The organism is Sphingomonas sp. CFBP 13706, assembly GCF_014842355.1.
In the GTDB taxonomy this organism is placed as follows: domain Bacteria; phylum Pseudomonadota; class Alphaproteobacteria; order Sphingomonadales; family Sphingomonadaceae; genus Sphingomonas; species Sphingomonas aerolata.
Window position 1 is genome coordinate 257079 of record NZ_JACYVM010000003.1, and the last position, 18881, is coordinate 275959.

Annotated in this window: 21 protein-coding genes; 13 read left to right on the forward strand and 8 right to left on the reverse strand. The window is 68.3% G+C overall.

The window, feature by feature from the left end:
• Positions 1–9 precede the first annotated feature (9 nt).
• On the forward strand, positions 10–1014 hold the full coding sequence (locus tag IFS44_RS07805) for a histone deacetylase family protein (RefSeq protein ID WP_192098078.1): 1005 nt from the start codon (positions 10–12) through the stop codon (positions 1012–1014).
• Positions 986–2260: an MFS transporter gene (locus tag IFS44_RS07810; protein ID WP_192098079.1), complete on the forward strand. Its 1275-nt coding sequence runs from the start codon at positions 986–988 to the stop codon at positions 2258–2260. Before IFS44_RS07805 ends, IFS44_RS07810 begins: the two co-directional genes overlap by 29 nt.
• A gap of 3 nt (positions 2261–2263) precedes the next feature.
• On the opposite strand, the gene IFS44_RS07815 is transcribed toward IFS44_RS07810, so the two are convergent.
• From IFS44_RS07815 to sucC, 5 genes are all read right to left on the reverse strand, one after another.
• Positions 2264–3502, reverse strand: coding sequence for a dipeptidase (locus tag IFS44_RS07815; RefSeq protein WP_192098080.1), 1239 nt, complete (start codon positions 3500–3502; stop codon positions 2264–2266).
• A 41-nt stretch (positions 3503–3543) separates the two neighbouring features.
• Complete coding sequence (locus tag IFS44_RS07820; RefSeq protein WP_192098081.1) at positions 3544–4299, reverse strand: energy transducer TonB; 756 nt, start codon at positions 4297–4299, stop codon at positions 3544–3546.
• A 165-nt stretch (positions 4300–4464) separates the two neighbouring features.
• Positions 4465–5394, reverse strand: coding sequence for an FAD-binding protein (locus tag IFS44_RS07825; protein ID WP_192098082.1), 930 nt, complete (start codon positions 5392–5394; stop codon positions 4465–4467).
• The gene (locus tag IFS44_RS07830; protein WP_192098083.1) at positions 5391–6137 is read right to left on the reverse strand and encodes an electron transfer flavoprotein subunit beta/FixA family protein; all 747 of its coding nucleotides are present in this window, start codon (positions 6135–6137) and stop codon (positions 5391–5393) included. The genes IFS44_RS07825 and IFS44_RS07830 overlap by 4 nt, the downstream gene beginning before the upstream one ends.
• A gap of 231 nt (positions 6138–6368) precedes the next feature.
• Positions 6369–7571, reverse strand: coding sequence for an ADP-forming succinate--CoA ligase subunit beta (gene sucC, locus IFS44_RS07835; RefSeq protein WP_031440309.1), 1203 nt, complete (start codon positions 7569–7571; stop codon positions 6369–6371).
• Between the two features lie 320 nt (positions 7572–7891).
• Here sucC and IFS44_RS07840 point away from each other — a divergent pair, with 320 nt between their 5' ends.
• Positions 7892–8143 carry a PilZ domain-containing protein gene (locus IFS44_RS07840; protein WP_244648447.1) on the forward strand — a complete coding sequence of 84 codons (252 nt, stop codon included), beginning with the start codon at positions 7892–7894 and terminating at the stop codon, positions 8141–8143.
• Between the two features lie 36 nt (positions 8144–8179).
• On the opposite strand, the gene IFS44_RS07845 is transcribed toward IFS44_RS07840, so the two are convergent.
• The gene (locus IFS44_RS07845) at positions 8180–9118 is read right to left on the reverse strand and encodes a ribose-phosphate pyrophosphokinase (RefSeq protein ID WP_056406689.1); all 939 of its coding nucleotides are present in this window, start codon (positions 9116–9118) and stop codon (positions 8180–8182) included.
• Positions 9119–9224: 106 nt separating this feature from the next.
• On the opposite strand from IFS44_RS07845, the gene gltX reads away from it, so the two are divergent.
• The 7 genes from gltX (at position 9225) to ribH (ending at position 15043) form a co-directional block, all read left to right on the forward strand.
• Positions 9225–10568 carry a glutamate--tRNA ligase gene (gltX, locus tag IFS44_RS07850; protein ID WP_192098084.1) on the forward strand — a complete coding sequence of 448 codons (1344 nt, stop codon included), beginning with the start codon at positions 9225–9227 and terminating at the stop codon, positions 10566–10568.
• 160 nt (positions 10569–10728) lie between these two features.
• A complete protein-coding gene (locus IFS44_RS07855; protein WP_192098085.1) occupies positions 10729–11394 on the forward strand; it encodes an energy transducer TonB in 666 nt (221 codons plus the stop codon).
• A gap of 102 nt (positions 11395–11496) precedes the next feature.
• On the forward strand, positions 11497–11844 hold the full coding sequence (locus IFS44_RS07860) for a hypothetical protein (RefSeq protein ID WP_031396092.1): 348 nt from the start codon (positions 11497–11499) through the stop codon (positions 11842–11844).
• A 23-nt stretch (positions 11845–11867) separates the two neighbouring features.
• Complete coding sequence (gene ribD / locus IFS44_RS07865) at positions 11868–12827, forward strand: bifunctional diaminohydroxyphosphoribosylaminopyrimidine deaminase/5-amino-6-(5-phosphoribosylamino)uracil reductase RibD (protein WP_192098205.1); 960 nt, start codon at positions 11868–11870, stop codon at positions 12825–12827.
• Positions 12827–13468 (forward strand): riboflavin synthase, encoded by a 642-nt coding sequence (locus tag IFS44_RS07870; protein WP_192098086.1) that lies wholly within the window; start codon positions 12827–12829, stop codon positions 13466–13468. The genes ribD and IFS44_RS07870 overlap by 1 nt, the downstream gene beginning before the upstream one ends.
• Positions 13458–14621, forward strand: coding sequence for a 3,4-dihydroxy-2-butanone-4-phosphate synthase (gene ribB / locus IFS44_RS07875; protein WP_031440487.1), 1164 nt, complete (start codon positions 13458–13460; stop codon positions 14619–14621). The genes IFS44_RS07870 and ribB overlap by 11 nt, the downstream gene beginning before the upstream one ends.
• Entirely contained in the window at positions 14621–15043 is a 423-nt protein-coding gene (gene ribH / locus IFS44_RS07880) for a 6,7-dimethyl-8-ribityllumazine synthase (RefSeq protein WP_031440486.1), read from the forward strand. The genes ribB and ribH overlap by 1 nt, the downstream gene beginning before the upstream one ends.
• A gap of 50 nt (positions 15044–15093) precedes the next feature.
• Here ribH and IFS44_RS07885 read toward each other — a convergent pair whose 3' ends face one another.
• On the reverse strand, positions 15094–15642 hold the full coding sequence (locus IFS44_RS07885) for a hypothetical protein (protein ID WP_244650039.1): 549 nt from the start codon (positions 15640–15642) through the stop codon (positions 15094–15096).
• 90 nt (positions 15643–15732) lie between these two features.
• Entirely contained in the window at positions 15733–16821 is a 1089-nt protein-coding gene (locus IFS44_RS07890) for an alkene reductase (protein WP_192098087.1), read from the reverse strand.
• A gap of 50 nt (positions 16822–16871) precedes the next feature.
• Here IFS44_RS07890 and IFS44_RS07895 point away from each other — a divergent pair, with 50 nt between their 5' ends.
• The 3 genes from IFS44_RS07895 (at position 16872) to IFS44_RS07905 (ending at position 18881) form a co-directional block, all read left to right on the forward strand.
• The gene (locus tag IFS44_RS07895; protein ID WP_192098088.1) at positions 16872–17849 is read left to right on the forward strand and encodes a DMT family transporter; all 978 of its coding nucleotides are present in this window, start codon (positions 16872–16874) and stop codon (positions 17847–17849) included.
• Positions 17846–18499, forward strand: a complete 654-nt coding sequence (locus IFS44_RS07900) for a COQ9 family protein (protein ID WP_192098089.1) — start codon at positions 17846–17848, stop codon at positions 18497–18499. The genes IFS44_RS07895 and IFS44_RS07900 overlap by 4 nt, the downstream gene beginning before the upstream one ends.
• 106 nt (positions 18500–18605) lie before the next feature.
• Positions 18606–18881, forward strand: coding sequence for a FeoA family protein (locus IFS44_RS07905; protein WP_031394931.1), 276 nt, complete (start codon positions 18606–18608; stop codon positions 18879–18881).

Genomic DNA, 18881 nt, shown 5'->3' on the forward strand with positions numbered 1-18881 from the left:
GTATACCCGATGCGCATGTTCTTCGACGACCGGCAGCGGGCGCATGCGCCGACGCAGGAGCTGCACAATGGCGGCTTCACGACCTATGCGGAGATGCCCGCGCGGGTCGATGCGATTCTGGCCGCGCTGGGGCCGGTCGAAACGCCGCCGGATCGCGGCGAGGCGGCGATCCTTGCGGTGCATTCGGCGGCCTATGTCGCATTCCTAAAGGATGCGGCGCGGCTCTGGCGCGAGGCCGGGCGGACGGGGGATGCGATTCCCTATGCGTTTCCGATCCGCGGGCGGCGGCCGCTCGACCTGACGCGGATCGATGCGCTGATCGGCGCGCACAGCTTCGATGCGACGACGCCGATCACCCCCGACAGCTGGGCCGCCTCCTATGGCAGCGCGCAGTCCGCGCTCGCCGCGACGCAGGCGGTGCTGGAGGGCGATCGCGCGGCGTTCGCGCTGTGCCGGCCGCCCGGCCATCATGCGGGTGCGGATTATTGCGGCGGCTATTGCCATCTCAACACCGCGGCGATCGCGGCACAGGCGGCGCGCGACGCGGGTGTCGCACGCGTCGCGATCCTCGACATCGACTATCATCACGGCAACGGCACGCAGGACATCTTCTACGAGCGCGGCGATGTGTTCTACGCCTCGGTGCATGCCGATCCCCGGACCGACTATCCCTTCTTCTGGGGGCATGCGGACGAGACGGGGGACGGCGACGGTCGCGGTGCGACGCTCAACCTGCCTTTGCCCCACGGCACGACGATCGACGCGTTTCGCACGGCGCAGACGACCGCGCTCGACGCGATCGCGACGTTCGATCCCGGGCTGCTCGTCGTCAGCTTCGGCGCGGATACGTGGGAGGGGGATCCGATCTCGCACTTCGCGCTGACGACGCCCGATTATGCGGTGCTTGCGCGCGATATCGCCGCGCGCGGCTGGCCGACTGCGATCGTGATGGAGGGCGGCTATGCGGTCGATGCGCTCGGCCACAATGTCGACAGCTTCCTGCGGGGATTCTGACATTTCAGGGACGGGTATCGCGGCGGGGACGCCGGCCTATCGCGGGCTGACGTTGGCGATGCTGTTCGCAGGCTTCTCGACCTTCTCGCTGCTCTATTCGGTTCAGCCGTTGCTGCCGTCGTTCGCCACGCAGTTCGGGCTGAGCGCGGAGGCGGCGTCGCTTGCGGTCTCGCTCGCGACGGGGCCGCTCGCGATCGGAATCCTGTTCGCAGGCCTGGTGTCCGACCGGCTCGGGCGGCGGCCGCTGATGATCGCGGCGATGTTCGCGGCGGGTGCGCTGACGCTCGCGACCGCGCTGGTGCCGGGGTGGAGCGGATTGCTCGTGTTGCGGTTCCTCACCGGGGTGGCGCTCGCGGGGGTGCCGGCGGTGGCGATGGCCTATGTCGCCGAGGAGGTCGATTCGGCCTCGGTCGGCGGTGCGATGGGGCTGTATATCGCGGGCAGCGCGATCGGCGGGATGGGCGGGCGGCTGGTCGCGAGCCTGGTCGCCGATTTCGGCGGCTGGCGGTTCGCGATCGCCGCGGTCGGCATCGCCGGCCTTGCGATGGCCGAAGCGTTTCGCCGGCTCGCCCCGCCGTCGCGCAACTTCACCCCGAGTGGTGGACGACCCGCCGCCCTCGTCCGCGATGCGCGCGCGCTGTTCGCGGACCGGGCGATGCCGCTCCTGTATCTCGAGGCGTTCCTGCTGATGGGGGTGTTCGTCACCGTCTACAATTATGCAGGGTTCCGGCTGATGGGGCCGCCTTACGGGCTCAGCCAGTCGGCGGTCGGGGCGGTATTCCTGCTTTATGTGCTGGGGTCGATCAGCTCGGCGCGGTTCGGGACGCTCGCCGGGCGGCTGGGACGGCGGACGATCTTCTGGGTGCCGGTGGTCGTGCTGATCGCGGGCGTCGCGCTGACCGCGATGCAGCCGCTGGCACTGGTGATCGCCGGGATCGCGGTGGTGACGATCGGCTTCTTCGGTGCGCATTCGATCGCGAGCGCGTGGGTCGGGCGGCGGGCGCAGAGCGTCGCGGGCGGTGGCGCGCGCGGGCAGGCGGCGGCGTTCTACCTGTTCTTCTGTTATATGGGGTCGAGCGTGCTGGGCTCTGCGGGCGGGTTCGCGTGGACGCATGCCGGCTGGCCCGGCGTGACGGGCTTTTGCCTGGTCGTCGGCGGTGCGGCACTGGCAATCGGGCTGAGGCTGCGCGCGGTACCGCCGCTGGGGGTCGAGCCGGTGGCAGCACCGCGGATGCCGGTGCCCTGAGCCTCAGCGCGACGCGATATCGATCGCGTCGCCAGGCGGCAGCGCGGACAGCGACCGCGCGACCGCGTCGGTGGCATCCATGACGCGCAGCATGTTGCCGCCGGCGAGCCTGGCCATGTCGGCATCGCTCCAGCCGCGGCGCGCGAGTTCGGCGAACAGCAGCGGATAGCCGTCGACGCCCGTCATCCCCTCGGGCCCGGTGCCGTTGATCCCGTCATAATCGCCGCCGAGGCCAACATGATCGCGGCCAGCCACCCGCGCGATATGCTCGACATGATCCGCAACGGTCGCGGCAGTGACACGCGGTTCGGGATGGTCCCGGTCCCAGGCGACCAGCGGCGCGGGCGAATGCGCGCCATAGACGTTGGCGGGCACGCCTGCAGTCTTGGCGAAGGCGGTCCGGTCGGCATCCCAGGCCCGCCACGCGGTCGAGACGAAGGCCGGATAGAAATTGACCATGACGATCCCGCCATTCGCGCCGATCGCAGCGAGCAGGTCGTCGGGAATGTCGCGCGGCGCGTCGGTCAGCGCGCGGGCGCTGGAATGCGAGGCCATCACCGGCGCCCTGGCGGCGGCGAGGACCGCGCGCATCGTCGCGTCGGAGACGTGGCTGACATCGACAATCATCCCGATCCGGTTCATCTCGGCGACGACCGCGCGGCCGAAATCGGTGAGCCCGTTCGCGCGCGGCGCATCGGTCGAACTGTCCGCCCAGTTCAGGCTCCTGCCGTGCGTCAGCGTCATGTAGCCGACGCCGAGCGCGCGGTACTGGCGCAGCACGGAAAGGCGTCCGTCGATCTGGTGCCCGCCCTCGACCCCGATCAGCGACGCGATCCGCCCCGCCTTCTCGATCCGGCGAATATCGGCGGCGCTGGTCGCGCGTTCGAGCGCGGCAGGGTTCGCGGCGACGAATCGGCGGACAATGTCGATCTGTTCGAGCGTCATCTCGACCGCGCGCGGGCCGGTCGTGTCGGCGGGGATCCACACCGACCAGAATTGCGCGCCGACGCGGCCCTTGCGCAGGCGGGGAATGTCCGTCTGGAGCGGGCGTGTGTCCGCAGCGAGATCGAGCGATTCGACCTTCGCGCCGTGCACATCGCGGATTTCCCAGGCGAGGTCGTTATGGCCGTCGATGACCGGGGTCTTCCCGAGCACCCGGTCGACACGTGCCGCGACGCGGGGGTCGGGGGCGACGGGCGCCGCGCTTGCCTGCGCGGCGATCAGGAGCAGGGCCGTGATCATGCCGCACCATCGTGCCCGCCGCATCGCACGGCGGCAAGGGATCAGTCGTCGTCCTCGGGGGGCCCGAGTTCGTTGACCCATTCCTGATTGTGGACGACGGTCGAGCGGACCGGGCGCCCTGCGGCGTCGAGCCAGGGGCGATAGCGAAAGCGCAGTTCGATCAGCCGGCAGGTGGTCGCGTCGAGCACTGCATTGCCGCTCGAGCGCGTGATGCTGCACCCGGTGACGCGGCCGGTTGTCTCGACGGTGTAGCGGACACCGACCACGCCGCCCGCGCCGATGATCGCCTCCGCATTGGGGAAGTCCCTGTTCCGGAAGCGCCCCTTCAACAGCCGCGGCGGGCTCTCGTCACCGCCATCGCCGTCGCCGTCGCCATAGCGGCCGCTGCCCGTACCGTTGCCCTCACCGCCCGCGCCGGTGCCGGGCCCCGGGACCGGCGCGGCGCCGGTCGTCGCCGCACTGCCGACGCCGGGCTTGAGCGCAGCGACGATCGGCGGCGGGATGACGGGCGGGACGATCGGGATCGGGGCGACGAGCTCGGTCGCCTTCGACCGGAGATTGGCGGGTGATGCGGCGCCTTCGGGCCGGTGGCTCTTCGCCGGGCGGGGTACGACTTTTTCGAGTGGCGGCGGCGGGGGCGGCGGGCCGACCGCGAAGGTCTTGAGCGCGTCGGGGATCGCCGACGGGAGGCTGACGCCGAGGCCGAGGATCAGCGCATAGCCCAGTGCCGCACACAGGGCGGCCGATCCGGCGGCGGACAGGATCCGGTCGCGCGGATGGGGTTGGACGCCGTACATGACTGATATCTGGGGAGGATGGCGCGGGGCGACAAGCGTTCGGGCCGCGGCGCTGTCCGGGGGGTTGGTGCGTGGGGGAGGAGGACGGGCAATATGGGTCCGTCTATCCTCCCCTCCGTCAGGCTATGCCTGCCACCTCCCCCTGGCGGGGGAGGAGGGGCGGCGTCAGAGCTTTTCGGTCAATTCGGGGACGATCTTGAACAGGTCGCCGACCAGGCCGATGTCCGCGACCTGAAAGATCGGCGCGTCCTCGTCCTTGTTGATCGCGATGATCGTCTTCGAATCCTTCATGCCCGCGAGATGCTGGATCGCGCCCGAGATGCCGACTGCGACATAGACTTCGGGGGCGACGATCTTGCCCGTCTGGCCGACCTGATAGTCGTTCGGGGCATAGCCCGCATCGACCGCAGCGCGGCTTGCGCCGACGCCCGCGCTCAGCTTGTCCGCGAGCGGATCGATCAGCGCGTGGAACTGGTCGCTCGAGGCCAGCGCACGGCCGCCCGAAACGATGACCTTCGCGCTGGTCAGTTCGGGACGCTCGTTCTTGGCGATCTCCGCGCCGGCAAAGGTCGACAGACCCTTGTCACCGGTCGAGGCGACCGCCTCGATCTCGCCCGAGCCGCCTTCGGTGGCGGCCTTTTCGAACGCGGTGCCGCGGACGGTGATGACCTTCTTCGCGTCCGACGACTGGACCGTGGCGATCGCGTTGCCCGCATAGATCGGGCGCGTGAACGTGTCGTCGCTCTCGACCGAGAGGATGTCGCTGATCTGCATGACGTCGAGCAGGGCGGCGACGCGCGGCGCGATATTCTTGCCGTGCGTCGTCGACGGCGCGACGAACGCGTCGTGATGCCCCATCAGCTCGACGATCAGCGGCGCGACGTTTTCGGCGAGCGCGTGCGCGAACGCCGCGTCGTCGGCGACGTGCACCTTGCCGACGCCGGCGATCTTGGCAGCCGCAGCGGCGACGGCGTCGACCCCCTGCCCTGCAACCAGCAGATGGACTTCGCCGAGCTTGCTCGCGGCAGTGACCGCGGAGAGCGTGGCGTCCTTGACGACCTGACCGTCATGTTCGACCCAAACGAGCGTCTTCACTTTGCGACTCCCATTGTCTTGAGTTTGCCGACGAGCTCGTCGACGTCAGCGACCTTGATCCCGGCCGAGCGCTTGGTGGGCTCGACGACCTTCAGCGTGGTCAGCCGCGGCGTCACGTCGACACCGAAGTCGGCCGGCGCCTTGGTCGCCATCGGCTTCGACTTGGCCTTCATGATGTTCGGCAGCGACGCATAGCGCGGCTCGTTGAGGCGAAGATCGGTGGTGATGATCGCGGGCAGCTTGAGCGTGTCGGTCTCCGCGCCGCCATCGACTTCGCGCGTCACATGGACCGAGCCGTCAGCGATCTCGACCTTCGACGCGAACGTGCCCTGGCCCCAGTTAAGGAGGCCGGCGAGCATCTGCCCGGTCTGGTTGTTGTCGTCGTCGATCGCCTGCTTGCCGAGGATGACGAGGTCGGGCTGTTCTTCCTCGACGATCTTGGCAAGGATCTTGGCGACGCCCAATGGCTCGACCTTGGTCTCGCTGAGGACGAGGATCGCGCGGTCGGCACCCATGGCGAGCGCGGTGCGCAGCGTTTCCTGCGATTTCTGCTCGCCGATCGAGACGACGACGATCTCGGTCACGCCCTTGTCCTTCAGGCGGATCGCTTCCTCGACCGCGATCTCGTCGAACGGGTTCATGCTCATCTTGACGTTCGCCAGATCGACGCCCGTTCCGTCCGCCTTCACGCGAGGCTTCACGTTGTAGTCAAGCACACGCTTGACCGGCACCAGCACCTTCATCAGGATTCCTTCCAAGGTGAATATGTTCGTTTCGCCCGCCGGTTACCGGCTGCGTTGGTGCGACAGATGGCGGTTTCGCGTCGTTTTCGCAAGTGCGGTACGGAAACATCGGATACCGTAGCGTCACGACGACCGCCCCGTCGGACCGGCTGCGATACCAACGAAAAAGGGCCCGGACGTTTCCGTCCGAGCCCCGTTTTTCGCGAAGTCAGTATGCGAGGCCGATAGCGGTTACGCCGCGACCTTCTGCACCTCTGCGACGATCTTCTTGGCGGCGTCGCCAAGGTCGTTCGCGGGGACGATCGCCAGGCCGGAGTTCGCGAGGATCTCCTTGCCCTTCTCGACATTCGTGCCCTCGAGGCGGACGACGAGCGGGACCGACAGGTTCACTTCCTTCGCCGCCGCGACGATGCCGTCGGCGATGATGTCGCACTTCATGATGCCGCCGAAGATGTTGACGAGGATGCCCTTCACGTTCGGATCCGCGAGGATGATCTTGAACGCGGCCGTCACCTTCTCCTTGTTGGCGCCGCCGCCGACGTCGAGGAAGTTGGCCGGGAACATGCCGTTGAGCTTGATGATGTCCATCGTCGCCATAGCGAGGCCCGCGCCGTTGACCATGCAGCCGATGTCGCCGTCGAGCTTGATATAGGCGAGGTCGTACTTCGACGCCTCGAGCTCGGCGGGATCTTCCTCGGTCTCGTCGCGCAGCTGGAGCAGGTCCTTGTGGCGGAACAGCGCGTTGCCGTCGAACGCGACCTTCGCGTCGAGCACCATCAGCTTGCCGTCGTTGGTGACCGCGAGCGGGTTGATCTCGATCTGCTCGGCATCGGTGCCCATGAACGCGTCATACAGCTTCGACGCGGTGTTCGCGGCCTGCTTGGCGAGATCGCCGGTCAGCTCGAGCGCGGCGGCAACGGCGCGGCCGTGATGCGGCATGAAGCCGGTCGCCTGGTCGATGTCGATCGACTGGATCTTCTCGGGCGTGTCGTGCGCGACCGCCTCGATGTCCATGCCGCCTTCGGTCGAGGCCACCATCATCACCCGGCCGGTGGTGCGGTTGAGCGTCAGCGCGAGGTAGAATTCCTTGTCGATGTCGACGCCGTCGGTGACGTACAGGCGGTTGACCTGCTTGCCCGCGTCACCCGTCTGGATGGTGACGAGCGTGTTGCCGAGCATGTCGGTCGCGGCCGCGCGAACCTCGTCCTCGGTCTTGGCGAGGCGGACGCCGCCCTTGGCGTCGGGGCCGAGCTCGACGAACTTGCCCTTGCCGCGGCCGCCGGCGTGGATCTGCGCCTTGACGACGTAGAGCGGTCCGGGGAGCTTCTTCGAGGCCTCGACGGCTTCCTCGACGGTCAGCGCCGCGAAACCGGCGGGGACGGGGACGCCGAACTTGGCCAGCAGTTCCTTGGCCTGGTATTCATGGATGTTCATCGGGAAGGCTCCACGCAATTTTTGGGAAACTCGGGAATTGCCAGCGCGTAAAGCACAGGGCGCGCCGCAAATCCACCCTTAAGGCACTTGCACTTGCGTCTCGTTCGCAATAGAGCGAGGGGATCGCTGATTTTTGGCCATTTTGTGGATGCGCGCCGCAGCGGATCGAAACGCCTGCCGGATCACAAACATTTGCGGAAAAGTAACCCTTTTCGTGCCAGAGTTGAACCATGACAGACCCCGCCTACGACTCGCCTGAGACTCGGACCGGTGAAGAGCCCGGTGGAGAGTTGCGCCGGGCGTTGCGTAAATCCGTCAGGATGCGTGCGCACTTGCGCGACCGCGGCCAGACGCGGTTCGAGATCGAAGTGACCGACCTGTCGCTGTCGGGGTTCCGGGCCGAGACGAGCTTCACGCTCTGGCCGGGGACGGTCGTGTGGCTGACCTTGCCTGGCCTCGCCGCGCTCGAGGCGGTGGTCGCGTGGCGCGACAAGTTCAAATATGGCTGCGCCTTCGCCAAGCCGCTACACCCTGCGGTGTTCGACCACATCGTGGCGCTGTCGCAGCGGTAACCCGGCGACCGCACCACGATCCGACAGCGGCGCGCCTCAGTCGAACAGGCTCGAGACGCTGGTTTCATCCGCGATCCGCTTGATCGCCTCGCCGAGCAGTGGTGCGATCTGCAGGTGGCGGATCTTGCCATGCGCGCCCTTGATCACGTCGTGATTGCCGATCGAATCGGTGATGACGAGCTCGCGCAGTTCGGAGCCCTCGACCCGCGCGACCGCGCCGCCCGACAGCACGCCGTGCGTGACATAGGCGACGACGCCCTCGGCGCCCGCCTCCATCAGCGCGGCCGCCGCATTGCACAGCGTGCCTGCCGAATCGACGATGTCGTCGACCAGGATGCAGAAGCGGCCCTCGACCTCGCCGATGATGTTCATCACCTCCGATTCGCCTGCGCGCTCGCGACGCTTGTCGACGATCGCGAGTGGCGCGTTGTTGAGCCGCTTGGCGAGCACGCGCGCACGCACCACGCCGCCGACATCGGGGGAGACGACCATCAGGTTCTTGCCCTTGAACCGCGCAAGGATATCCGCGGACATGACCGGCGCCGCATAGAGATTGTCGGTCGGGATATCGAAGAAGCCCTGGATCTGCCCGGCATGGAGATCGACCGAGAGGACGCGGTTGGCGCCCGCGACGGTGATGAGGTTGGCGACGAGCTTGGCCGAGATCGGCGTGCGCGGGCCGGGTTTCCGGTCCTGGCGGGCATAGCCCATATAGGGGATGACCGCGGTGATGCGGCGTGCCGATGCGCGCTTTAGCGCGTCGATCATGATGAGCAATTCCATGAGGTTGTCGTTCGCCGGATAGCCGGTCGACTGGATCACGAACACGTCCTCGCCGCGGACATTCTCGTTGATCTCGACGAACACTTCCTCGTCGGCGAAGCGGCGGACGCTGACATCGGTCAGCGGGATTTCGAGATAGGCGGCGATCTCCTGCGCCAGAGGCAGGTTCGAATTGCCGGTCATCAGTTTCATCAAAATCGCTCCACGCCCAGTCGCACGCCCCTTAGTCCCGGTGTTTCAATGGGGAAAGGGGCGAAGGGGTTTGCCGGGGCGCGCGCCGCTTCGTACAGCGCAGGGCATGACCGTCATAACCCGTTTCGCCCCCTCGCCCACCGGCCGGCTGCACGTCGGCAACATCCGCACGGCGCTCCACAACTGGATGTTCGCGCGTGCGCAGGGCGGACGCTTCCTGCTGCGGATCGACGACACCGATGCGGCGCGCAGCGAGGAACGGTTCGTCGACGCGATCCGTAGCGATCTCGACTGGCTGGGGATGACGCCCGATGGCGAGGAACGCCAGTCGGCGCGGTTCGCGCTGTACGAGGCGCGGTTCGCGGCGCTGGTCGAGAGCGGGCATATCTATCCGGCGTATGAGAGTGCGCAGGAGCTCGACCTGAAGCGCAAGATTCAGGCGGGGCGCGGATTGCCGCCGATCTATGATCGCGCGGCGCTGGCGCTCACCGATGCGCAGCGCGCGGCGTTCGAGCGGGACGGGGTGGCGCCGCACTGGCGATTCAAGCTCGATCACGACACGCCGATCGCCTGGACCGACCTGATCCGCGGCGAACAGCATTTCGAGGCGCGAACGATGAGCGACCCGGTGATCCGGCGCGCGGACGGATCGTGGCTGTACATGCTACCGTCCGCGATCGACGATGCCGATATGGGCGTGACTCATGTCGTGCGCGGCGAGGATCATGTGTCGAACACCGCGCTTCAGCTGCAGATGTTCGCAGCACTCGGCGCGCCCGCACCGCAGTTTGCGCACGAGGCGCTGCTGACCGGCGCGGAAGGGAAATTGTCCAAGCGGCTGGGCTCGCTTGGCGCGGATCATTTCCGGGACGTCGGGATCGAGCCGCAGGCGGTGCGCGCGCTGCTCGCGCGGATCGGGACGAGCGATCCGGTCGAGCCGATCGCCGACGCCGCGCCGCTGATCGCGACGTTCGACTTCGCGCGGTTCGGCCGCGCGCCGGCGCGGTTCGACGAGGCGGAGCTGGCGCAGGTGAATGCGCGGATCCTGCATGCGCTGCCCTTTGCCGACGTCGCCGACCGCCTGCCCGCGGGGATGGGCGAGGCTGCATGGGAGGCGGTACGTCCGAACCTGGTGACGCTCGCCGATGCCGCCGACTGGTGGCAGGTGATCGAGGGGCCGGTCGCGGTCGAGCCGGTCGGCGGGGACGAGGATGCGGCGTATCTCGACCAGGCGCTGGCCGCGGCCGCGGCGATCGACTGGGCAAGTGACCCCTGGCACGCGCTGACGAGCCGGTTGAAGGCGGAGACGGGGCGCAAGGGCAAGGCCCTGTTCCTGCCGCTGCGCCGCGCGCTGACCGGGCGCGATCACGGCCCCGACATGGCCGCGCTGCTGCCGCTGATCGGGCGTGAGCGGGCACTGGCGCGACTAGCGGCCGCGCGCGCCAGCTGAGGCTTGTGCGGGCGGGCTGAAACCTCGCCGACCGTTGCTGATCCGACCACGTGCAAAACGGCTCGGATCGCGCTTGCGCGGCGTATGTAATGATGTACCATTTCACGTGGCGGTATCGATCGCGCCGCCATCCTCGAGGAGATGCGAAGGAGAGGGACGGATGTACGCGGACAGAATGAGCCGGACGGGCGGATTGAACCCCGGAAGCCTGGGCGTCGCGCTGGCGATCAACGGCGTGGTGATCGGGGCGTTGTTTTTTGCGGCGCCGGAACTGGTGCCGTTCGCGCCGCCCGACCCGCCGCTCACAATATATATCCCGCACACCCCGCCGCCGCCCACGCCGGTGCCGCCCGCCGATCCGCTGGTCCGCCAGCAGCCGCGCCCAGCGCCGCGACCCGATGCACCGGTCCGGCAGGTGCCGACGCCGGCCACCGAAGGGTTCGAGGTCGTGCCCGACCCCCTGCCCTTCACCCCGCCAATCGACGTCGTCGGCACGGGCACAGGCAGCGTGGCGGTCGATCCGCCCAAGCCGTCGCCTCTATTCGTCCAGCCGGGTATCGACCCGCGCTATGCCGCGGATTTCCAGCCGGGTTATCCGTCCGAGGAACGCCGGGCCGGGCGCGAGGGGCGAGTCGTCCTGCGCGTGCTGATCGGCGCGGACGGGCGCGTGAAACAGGTCGAGCGGGTCACCGCCACCAGCGACGCCTTCTATCGCGCGACGCTGGACCGGGCGCTGACGAAGTGGCGGTTCAGGCCGGCGACGCGCGACGGGGTCGCGGTCGAGGCGTGGAAGACGATGAACCTGTCGTTCGTGCTGGAAAACTGAACCGCGGGCATCGGCCCACCGCAAGGATGGCATGCAGGACGGCCCCCCGGGCCGTCGCCCAAGGTACTGGCCTTGGGGGGCCTGCATGCCTATCTTTGCGCGATGGGCTCTTTCAGTCGTTTCTCGCCGGTCCGCGCCTATCGCGACCTCCGCCTGTTCCTCCGGGGCCGGCAGCCGTATGAGCTCGGCTTTCTCGCGCTGGCGATGCTCGTCACGGGCTTCCTGATCTACGCCTTCTCGAAGGACAGCTATGCCGAGCGCGAATATCGGCCGAACATCGTCTATGTCGAGCAATGGCCCGCGGATCGCACCGATGCGCAGATCGTCGCGCAGCAGAAGATCGACGCGCCGATCAAGGCCGCGCGCCTGGCTGAGCAGAAGAAGCGCGAGGAGGAAACCCGCGCGTCGTTCAAGCGGATGGACGACAAGCTGAAGGCGCTGGGGATCTGAGCATCGACCAGCCCGGCCGCGGTATTGGCGCGGCACTGGCGCTGGCGGCACGGGGACGCGGGCGTACGGCACCCAACCCTTGTGTCGGCTGCGTGATCGTCTCGGACGGGCGCGTCGTCGGGCGCGGCTGGACGCAAGCAGGCGGTCGGCCGCATGCCGAGGCAATGGCACTGACGCAGGCGGGCGTGATGGCGCGGGGAGCCACGGCCTATGTGACGCTCGAGCCCTGCGCGCATGACTCACCGCGCGGGCCGGCGTGCAGCGACCTGCTGATCGCGGCGGGCGTGGCGCGGGTCGTCGCGGCGTTGGAGGATCCCGATCCGCGGACGGCGGGGCGTGGGTTCGCGTGGTTGCGCGACGCCGGGATCCGCATCGAGACGGGCGTGCGCGCTGCCGAAGCGCGGCGGTCGATGGCGGGGTTCCTGACGCGACTCGCTCGCGGTCGGCCGCATGTCACGCTGAAGCTCGCGACCTCGCTCGACGGCTGTATCGCGATGGCGGACGGGTCGAGCCGCTGGATCACCGGGCCACAGGCGCGCGCGCATGCGCATCTCGAACGGAGCCGGCACGAGTCCATCCTGGTCGGGCGCGGGACGTTCGAGGCGGATGCGCCGCGACTCGACGTGCGGCTGGCCGGGCTCGAATCGCGGGCGCCGCGCCGCGTGCTGCTGTCGCGGACGGCGCCCGATGCGGACGCGGGGTGGCACGTCATCGCCGATCCGCAGGATATTGCGGCCTTGCCCGGCGACCATCTGCTGGTCGAGGGCGGCGCGGCCGTAGCGTCGGCGTTCCTCGCCGCGGACTTGGTCGATCGGCTGCTGCTGTACCGCGCGCCGATCCTGATCGGGAACGGCCGGCATTCCATTGGCGATATTGGTCTCGGCGATCTTTCCAGCGCGCATGGGCGCTGGTCGATCGTCGATTCACGGCAACTTGGCAGCGACCGAGTCGAGGTCTACGAGCGCGAGCGAAACGAGGGATAATGTTTACCGGAATCGTCACCGACATCGGCACAATCACCAGCGTGGCGCAACAGGGCGACACGCGCGTGGTCATCGCGACCGCCTATGATCCCGCCACGATCGACCTGGGAGCGTCGATCGCGTGTTCGGGCGTGTGCCTGACCGTGGTCGACAAGTCCGCGGGCGGCGACGGACCGCACTGGTTCGCGGTCGACGTGTCGGGCGAGACGATCAGCCGCACCGCGCGCGACCAGTGGACGCAAGGCCGCCCGCTGAACCTCGAACGCGCGATGAAGCTTGGCGAGGAACTGGGCGGGCATATCGTCACCGGCCATGTCGACGGGCTCGGGACGGTCGTGTCGGTGGTCGAGGAAGGCGGCTCGCACCGCGTCACCGTCCGCGCCGGCACCGACATCGCGCCGTTCATCGCTGCCAAGGGATCGGTCACGATCGACGGCGTGTCGCTGACCGTCAACACCGTCCGCGACGTCGACGGCCCCGATGGGCAGAGGGCGGTCGAATTCGGGCTGAACATCATCCCGCATACCTGGGGCGTGACCACGCTCGGGACGATCGAAACGGACCGGACGGTCAATATCGAGATCGACGTCCTTGCCCGCTATCTCCAACGGATGGAGCATTACCGTGTCAATGCCGGCTGAACGCAGCGCCGAACTCGGGCGCCTGAAGCATGGATATCTGTCGAGCCCCGAAGAGATCATCGACGAGGCGCGCAACGGCAGGATGTTCATCCTGGTCGATGACGAGGACCGCGAGAACGAGGGCGACCTGGTCATCCCCGCGCAGATGGCGACGCCCGAGAAGATCAACTTCATGGCGAAGTTCGGTCGCGGGCTGATCTGTCTCGCGCTGACCAAGACGCGGACCGAAGAGCTCGGACTCGAGCTGATGAGCCGCAACAACGGCACAAGGCACGAGACCGCGTTCACCGTGTCGATCGAGGCGCTCGAAGGCGTTACCACGGGGATCTCGGCGGCGGACCGCGCCCGCACCATCGCGGTGGCGATCGATGCGACCAAGCAGAAGGCGGACATCGTCACCCCCGGCCACGTCTTCCCGCTGGTCGCGCGCGACGGCGGCGTGCTGATCCGCGCCGGCCATACCGAGGCGGCGGTCGACGTCGCGCGGCTGGCCGGATTGAACCCCTCGGGCGTGATCTGCGAGATCATGAACGAGGACGGGACGATGGCGCGGATGGACGACCTCGTCACCTTCGCGCAGTTCCACAATATCAAGATCGGCACGATCCGCGACCTGATCGCGTATCGCCGCCGCTACGACCATCTGGTCGAGAAGCGCGCCGAGGCCAGGTTCACGTCTGAATGGGGCGGCGACTGGACCGCGCTGACCTTCTGGAACAAGGCGACGGGCACCGAGCAGGTCGCGCTAGTCAAGGGCCGGATCGACCCCGCAAAGCCGACGCTCGTCCGGATGCATGCGCTGTCGCCATTCGCCGACATCTTCGGCGAATCGGGCGATCGCGGCCGGATCCTGGCGCGGTCGATGCAGATGATCGCCGACGAAGGCGCGGGCGTGATCGTCGTCATCAACCGGCCGCGCGGCAACGCGTTCACCTCCGCCGTTTTGAAGAAGGCGGGCGCGGAGATCACCCCGGACATGGAGGAGCTGCGCGACTACGGCGTCGGCGCGATGATCCTGACCGAGCTCGGCGTCCATGACATGGTGCTGATCACCAACACGCACCACACGCTGGTCGGGCTCGACGGCTATGGCCTCTCGATCGTCGGCGAACGCCCGATCGCTCCCCTCGACACCGAAAAGGCCCCCAACTGATGGCGCATATCCTGATCGTCGAAGCGCGGTTCTACGACCATCTGAACGACCTGCTGATCGAGGGCGCGCGCGCGGCGATCGAGGCGGCGGGGCACAGCCACGAGACGATCACCGTCCCCGGCGCGCTCGAAGTCCCCGGCGCGATCGCGCTGGCGGCCGAGAGCGAGACCTATGACGGCTATGTCGCGCTGGGCGTCGTGATCCGCGGCGAGACCTATCATTTCGAGATTGTCGCGGGCGAAAGCGCGCGCGGGATCATGGCGCTGACGATGGACGGCCTGCCGATCGGCAACGGCATCCTGACGACCGAGAACGAGGCGCAGGCGCTCACGCGTGCGCGCCCGACCGAGGGCGACAAGGGCGGCGGCGCGGCGAAAGCAGCGCTGGCGATGCTGGCGCTGAAGGACCGCTTCGTCGCGTAGGATGCCTGGGCGTTCGAACGTCCGCCCTCATCCACCCACGATCGCCCTGGTCATTCCTCGGGAGTGTCGCGCAGGGCGGCCTCGACCTCTTCGGCAGTAATTCCGAACGCGGCGGCCAGCGCGGCGATCGACGCGCCGCGGGCGGCGAGCGTGCGGATGCGGGCGGGGTCGACGATCGTCGTATAGCCGCGGGTGTCGCGTTCGGTCTTCGTCTCCTCGCCGCTGCGCGCACGCGCGCCCGAGCGGCGGCGCTTGGCGATCTTGAGCGCTTCCTCGTCATTGGCAGGCGGTGCGTCGAGGCGCGCGCGGATCCGCTGCGCTTCCTCGACCCGGCGGGCTTCACGCGCACGTTCACGGTCCTGCGAGAGCGCATCGCGTTGCGCGGCGCGCGCTTCGGCGCGCTGATCGGTCGCGGCGAGGCGGTCCTGCGCGCGCTGTTCCCGCTCGCGGGCGCGCTCTTCGGCGCGGCGGGCTGCGCGATCCGCAGTGCCGGGCAGCAACGGGCCGGGGCCGCGGTCGTTCAGCGGCCAGGCCGATGCGGGGCTGGATTTGGGGGGCGATTTCGGGGGCGATTTCGGCGGGCCCCAGCCGTCGGTCATGTCATGTCCTGTCGTCACCGGTGCGCCGCGCACGACGCGAAAGCCGCGCTGCTATGCGATGGCGTCACCGGTGACAATCAGGCGGTCGGCTTAGGCGGACACGGTTTCCAGCGCCGGATAGTCGATATAGCCCTCGGGGCCCTGGCTGTACCAGGTCTTCGGGTTGTCCTGCGCCAGCGGGGCACCGGTGCGCAGGCGCTCGGGCAGATCGGGGTTCGCAATGAACGTCCGCCCGAAGCTGATCGCATCGGCATCGCCCTTGTCGAGCTCGGCCTGCGCCTTTTCGAGCGTGTCGTAATCCGAGTTCACGACCAGCACGCCCTTGAAGACCTTGCGGATCGCCGGGCTGAGCTTTGGCACGTCGGTCTTGCCGAAGGTGCCATCGGGACCCGGCTCGCGCAGTTCGAGGAAGGCGATGCCGAGATCGGACAGCGCCTTGGCGGCGGCGGTGAACAGCGGCTCGGGGTTGCTGTCGTCGACGCCCTGCGAATCGCCATTGGGCGAAAGGCGGACACTGGTGCGATCGGCGCCGGCGACCGAGATCACGCGCTCGGTGACTTCGCGAAGCAGGCGGATGCGGTTCTCGATGCTGCCACCATACTCGTCGGTGCGGCTGTTCGCGTTGTCGCGCAGGAACTGGTCGATCAGATAGCCGTTCGCGGCGTGGATCTGGACACCGTCGAACCCGGCCTCGAGCGCGTTCTTCGTCGCGAGCTCATAGTCGTTCAGCAGCCGCGGGATCTCGTTCAGCTCGAGCGGACGCGCGACCTCGAAATCCTTCTTGCCCTCGAACGTATGCGCCTGGCCTTCGGTCTTGGTCGCGGACGACGAGACGGGCTGGCCACCGATCACCGAGGAATGAACCTGGCGGCCCATGTGCCAGAGCTGTGCGATGATGCGGCCGCCGGCGGCGTGCACGGCTGCGGTGACGGGCTTCCACGCCTCGACCTGCGCCTGCGTCCACAGGCCCGGCGCGAACGGCCAGCCCAGGCCTTCGCGGCTGATGCCGGTGGCTTCCGAGATGATCAGGCCGGCGCTGGCGCGCTGCGTGTAATAGTCGACCATGAGGTCGGACGGGACGGCGTCCTTGTCCGAACGCCCGCGGGTGAGCGGCGCCATGAGGATGCGGTTGGGCGCTTCGACGGCGCCGAGCGTGATGGGATCGAAAAGGCTTGGCATGGGGGCTCCTTAATGCCTGACGGGGGCAAGATAGGACGCTACAGCGCGGCATGCATCGCCCCGCCCCGCAAAGAATATCTAGCGTGCCCGAAACGCCGACGGCGACGACGACCGGTGCCCCCGGCACGCTCGGGTTCGGCGCGCTGCTGATCGCCAATGTCGCGCTCGCATTCGGGCCGTGGTTCGTCCGCGCGACCGAGGTCGGACCGGTCGCGGCAGGATTCTGGCGGCTGACGCTGGCGGTGCCGTTTCTCGTCCTGCTCGCAGCGCAACAGGGCGCGCGACCCACGCGGCTCGGGCGCGGCGTCTGGATCGGGCTGATCGCGGGCGGCGTGTGCTTCGCCGCGGATCTCGGCAGCTGGCATCTCGGCATCCTGCGCACCACGCTCGCCAATGCGACGCTGTTCGGCAATGCGGCGACGCTGATGTTTCCGATCTACGGGTTTCTCGTCGCGCGAACCTGGCCGACGCGGACGCAGGGCTGGGCGCTGATGCTGGCGGCGGCAGGTGCGGCGCTGCTGCTCGGGCGCTCCTATCAGCTCGACGCAAAGAATCTGGCGGGCGACCTGCTCTGCATCCTCGCAGGGCTGCTCTACACGGTGTATTTCATCCTGATGGCGCGCGCGCGGACGACGCTCGCCCCGCTATCGGCGCTGGTGCTGTCGACATTGGCAGGCATCGTGCCGTTGCTGGTGTTCGCGCTGGCGATGGGCGAGCGGATCCTGCCGGCGCAGTGGGGGCCGCTGATCGGCCTCGCGCTGTGCAGCCAGGTGCTGGGCCAGGGATTGATGATCTATGCGCTCGGGCGGTTTTCGCCGCTAGTGATCGGCATCGCGCTGCTGATCCAGCCGGTCGTCGCGGGGACGGTCGGCTGGCTGGTCTATGGCGAGCGGCTCGGCCTGCCCGATCTGGTCGGCGTCGTCATGGTCGCGATCGCGCTGGTGCTGGTCCGCCGGACGCCGGCGGATCGCCCCCCTATTGAAGAGGCGCTCGACACGCCTGATCTTGGACGGCAGGAGACGGTATGACCCAAGACCTCACGCTCGACGAAATCCGTTCGCTGCTCGCCCCCGGCATCGCCGCCAATGCGGCGTTCGACGGGTGGAGCGACGCGGCGCGCGACATGGCGGCAGACGCGGCGGGGATCGACCGCGACGTCGCCGCGCTGGCCTTCGAACAGGGACCGGTCGACATGATCGACGCCTGGTTCGCCGATATCGACGTCACGATGCTCGCAAGCCTGCCGCTCGAACGGCGGTCGGCGATGAAGATCCGCGCCCGGATCGCCGCGCTGGTCGAGGCCCGGCTGCAGGCGACCGCGGCCGACCGCGAGTCGCTGCGCCGCGCGCTGGCGATCCTCGCCTTGCCGCAGAATCTGACCAAGGCGGGGCGGCTCGGCTGGCGGACGGTCGACACGATCTGGCGCGCCGCGGGCGATGTCGCGACCGATTACAATCATTATACCAAGCGGACGATCCTGCTCGGCGTCTATGCCGCGACGGTCACCGTCTTCCTCGACGACGACAGCGAGGGGTTTGCCGAGACGCGCGCGTTCCTCAGCCGGCGGATCGACGGGATCATGCGGTTCGAGACCGCAAAGTCAGGCTTTCTCAAGCGGACCGAGCATGGCTTCAGCCTGTCGCGGTTCGTCGGGCGGTTGCGCTATCCGGTGGCATGAGCCTGCCGCGGCGCGCCGTCACGCGGCGATAGAATGCACGCAATCTGCGTCAAGCGCGCGTGCCGGGGCTTCCCTTGGTGATCCGTTACTGATAATCAGTCGCATCATGGACACTCGCCCCGATCGTTCCGTCAGTCTCGAAACGCTGCCCCGCAAGCAGCATGGCATCGTCGCTGCGATCGACTGGGCCCGACTGGCGGGCCCCGAGGCACGCCGGTTGCGCGAACTCGGCTTTGACGAGGGTGTCGATGTCGAGGTTCTTCACCGCGCGACGCTGGGCCAGGGTCCGATCGCCTGCCGGATCGGCCGGATGACCGTCGCATTGCGGCGTGCGGTCGCAGGTGCGATTCGCGTATCACCCACGCCAGCCGCCGCAGAATAA

Coding starts and splice junctions, on each gene's coding strand:
- IFS44_RS07820 (WP_192098081.1), bottom strand. CDS start 4,299: ATGTACGGCGTCCAACCCCATCCGCGCGACCGGATCCTGTCCGCCGCC.
- IFS44_RS07855 (WP_192098085.1), top strand. CDS start 10,729: ATGTACGCGGACAGAATGAGCCGGACGGGCGGATTGAACCCCGGAAGC.
- IFS44_RS07815 (WP_192098080.1), bottom strand. CDS start 3,502: ATGATCACGGCCCTGCTCCTGATCGCCGCGCAGGCAAGCGCGGCGCCC.
- ribH (WP_031440486.1), top strand. CDS start 14,621: ATGGCGCATATCCTGATCGTCGAAGCGCGGTTCTACGACCATCTGAAC.
- IFS44_RS07885 (WP_244650039.1), bottom strand. CDS start 15,642: ATGACCGACGGCTGGGGCCCGCCGAAATCGCCCCCGAAATCGCCCCCC.
- IFS44_RS07830 (WP_192098083.1), bottom strand. CDS start 6,137: ATGAAGGTGCTGGTGCCGGTCAAGCGTGTGCTTGACTACAACGTGAAG.
- IFS44_RS07870 (WP_192098086.1), top strand. CDS start 12,827: ATGTTTACCGGAATCGTCACCGACATCGGCACAATCACCAGCGTGGCG.
- IFS44_RS07905 (WP_031394931.1), top strand. CDS start 18,606: ATGGACACTCGCCCCGATCGTTCCGTCAGTCTCGAAACGCTGCCCCGC.
- ribB (WP_031440487.1), top strand. CDS start 13,458: ATGCCGGCTGAACGCAGCGCCGAACTCGGGCGCCTGAAGCATGGATAT.
- IFS44_RS07840 (WP_244648447.1), top strand. CDS start 7,892: ATGCGTGCGCACTTGCGCGACCGCGGCCAGACGCGGTTCGAGATCGAA.
- IFS44_RS07860 (WP_031396092.1), top strand. CDS start 11,497: ATGGGCTCTTTCAGTCGTTTCTCGCCGGTCCGCGCCTATCGCGACCTC.
- sucC (WP_031440309.1), bottom strand. CDS start 7,571: ATGAACATCCATGAATACCAGGCCAAGGAACTGCTGGCCAAGTTCGGC.
- IFS44_RS07810 (WP_192098079.1), top strand. CDS start 986: ATGTCGACAGCTTCCTGCGGGGATTCTGACATTTCAGGGACGGGTATC.
- IFS44_RS07805 (WP_192098078.1), top strand. CDS start 10: ATGCGCATGTTCTTCGACGACCGGCAGCGGGCGCATGCGCCGACGCAG.
- IFS44_RS07890 (WP_192098087.1), bottom strand. CDS start 16,821: ATGCCAAGCCTTTTCGATCCCATCACGCTCGGCGCCGTCGAAGCGCCC.
- IFS44_RS07900 (WP_192098089.1), top strand. CDS start 17,846: ATGACCCAAGACCTCACGCTCGACGAAATCCGTTCGCTGCTCGCCCCC.
- IFS44_RS07845 (WP_056406689.1), bottom strand. CDS start 9,118: ATGAAACTGATGACCGGCAATTCGAACCTGCCTCTGGCGCAGGAGATC.
- gltX (WP_192098084.1), top strand. CDS start 9,225: ATGACCGTCATAACCCGTTTCGCCCCCTCGCCCACCGGCCGGCTGCAC.
- IFS44_RS07895 (WP_192098088.1), top strand. CDS start 16,872: ATGCATCGCCCCGCCCCGCAAAGAATATCTAGCGTGCCCGAAACGCCG.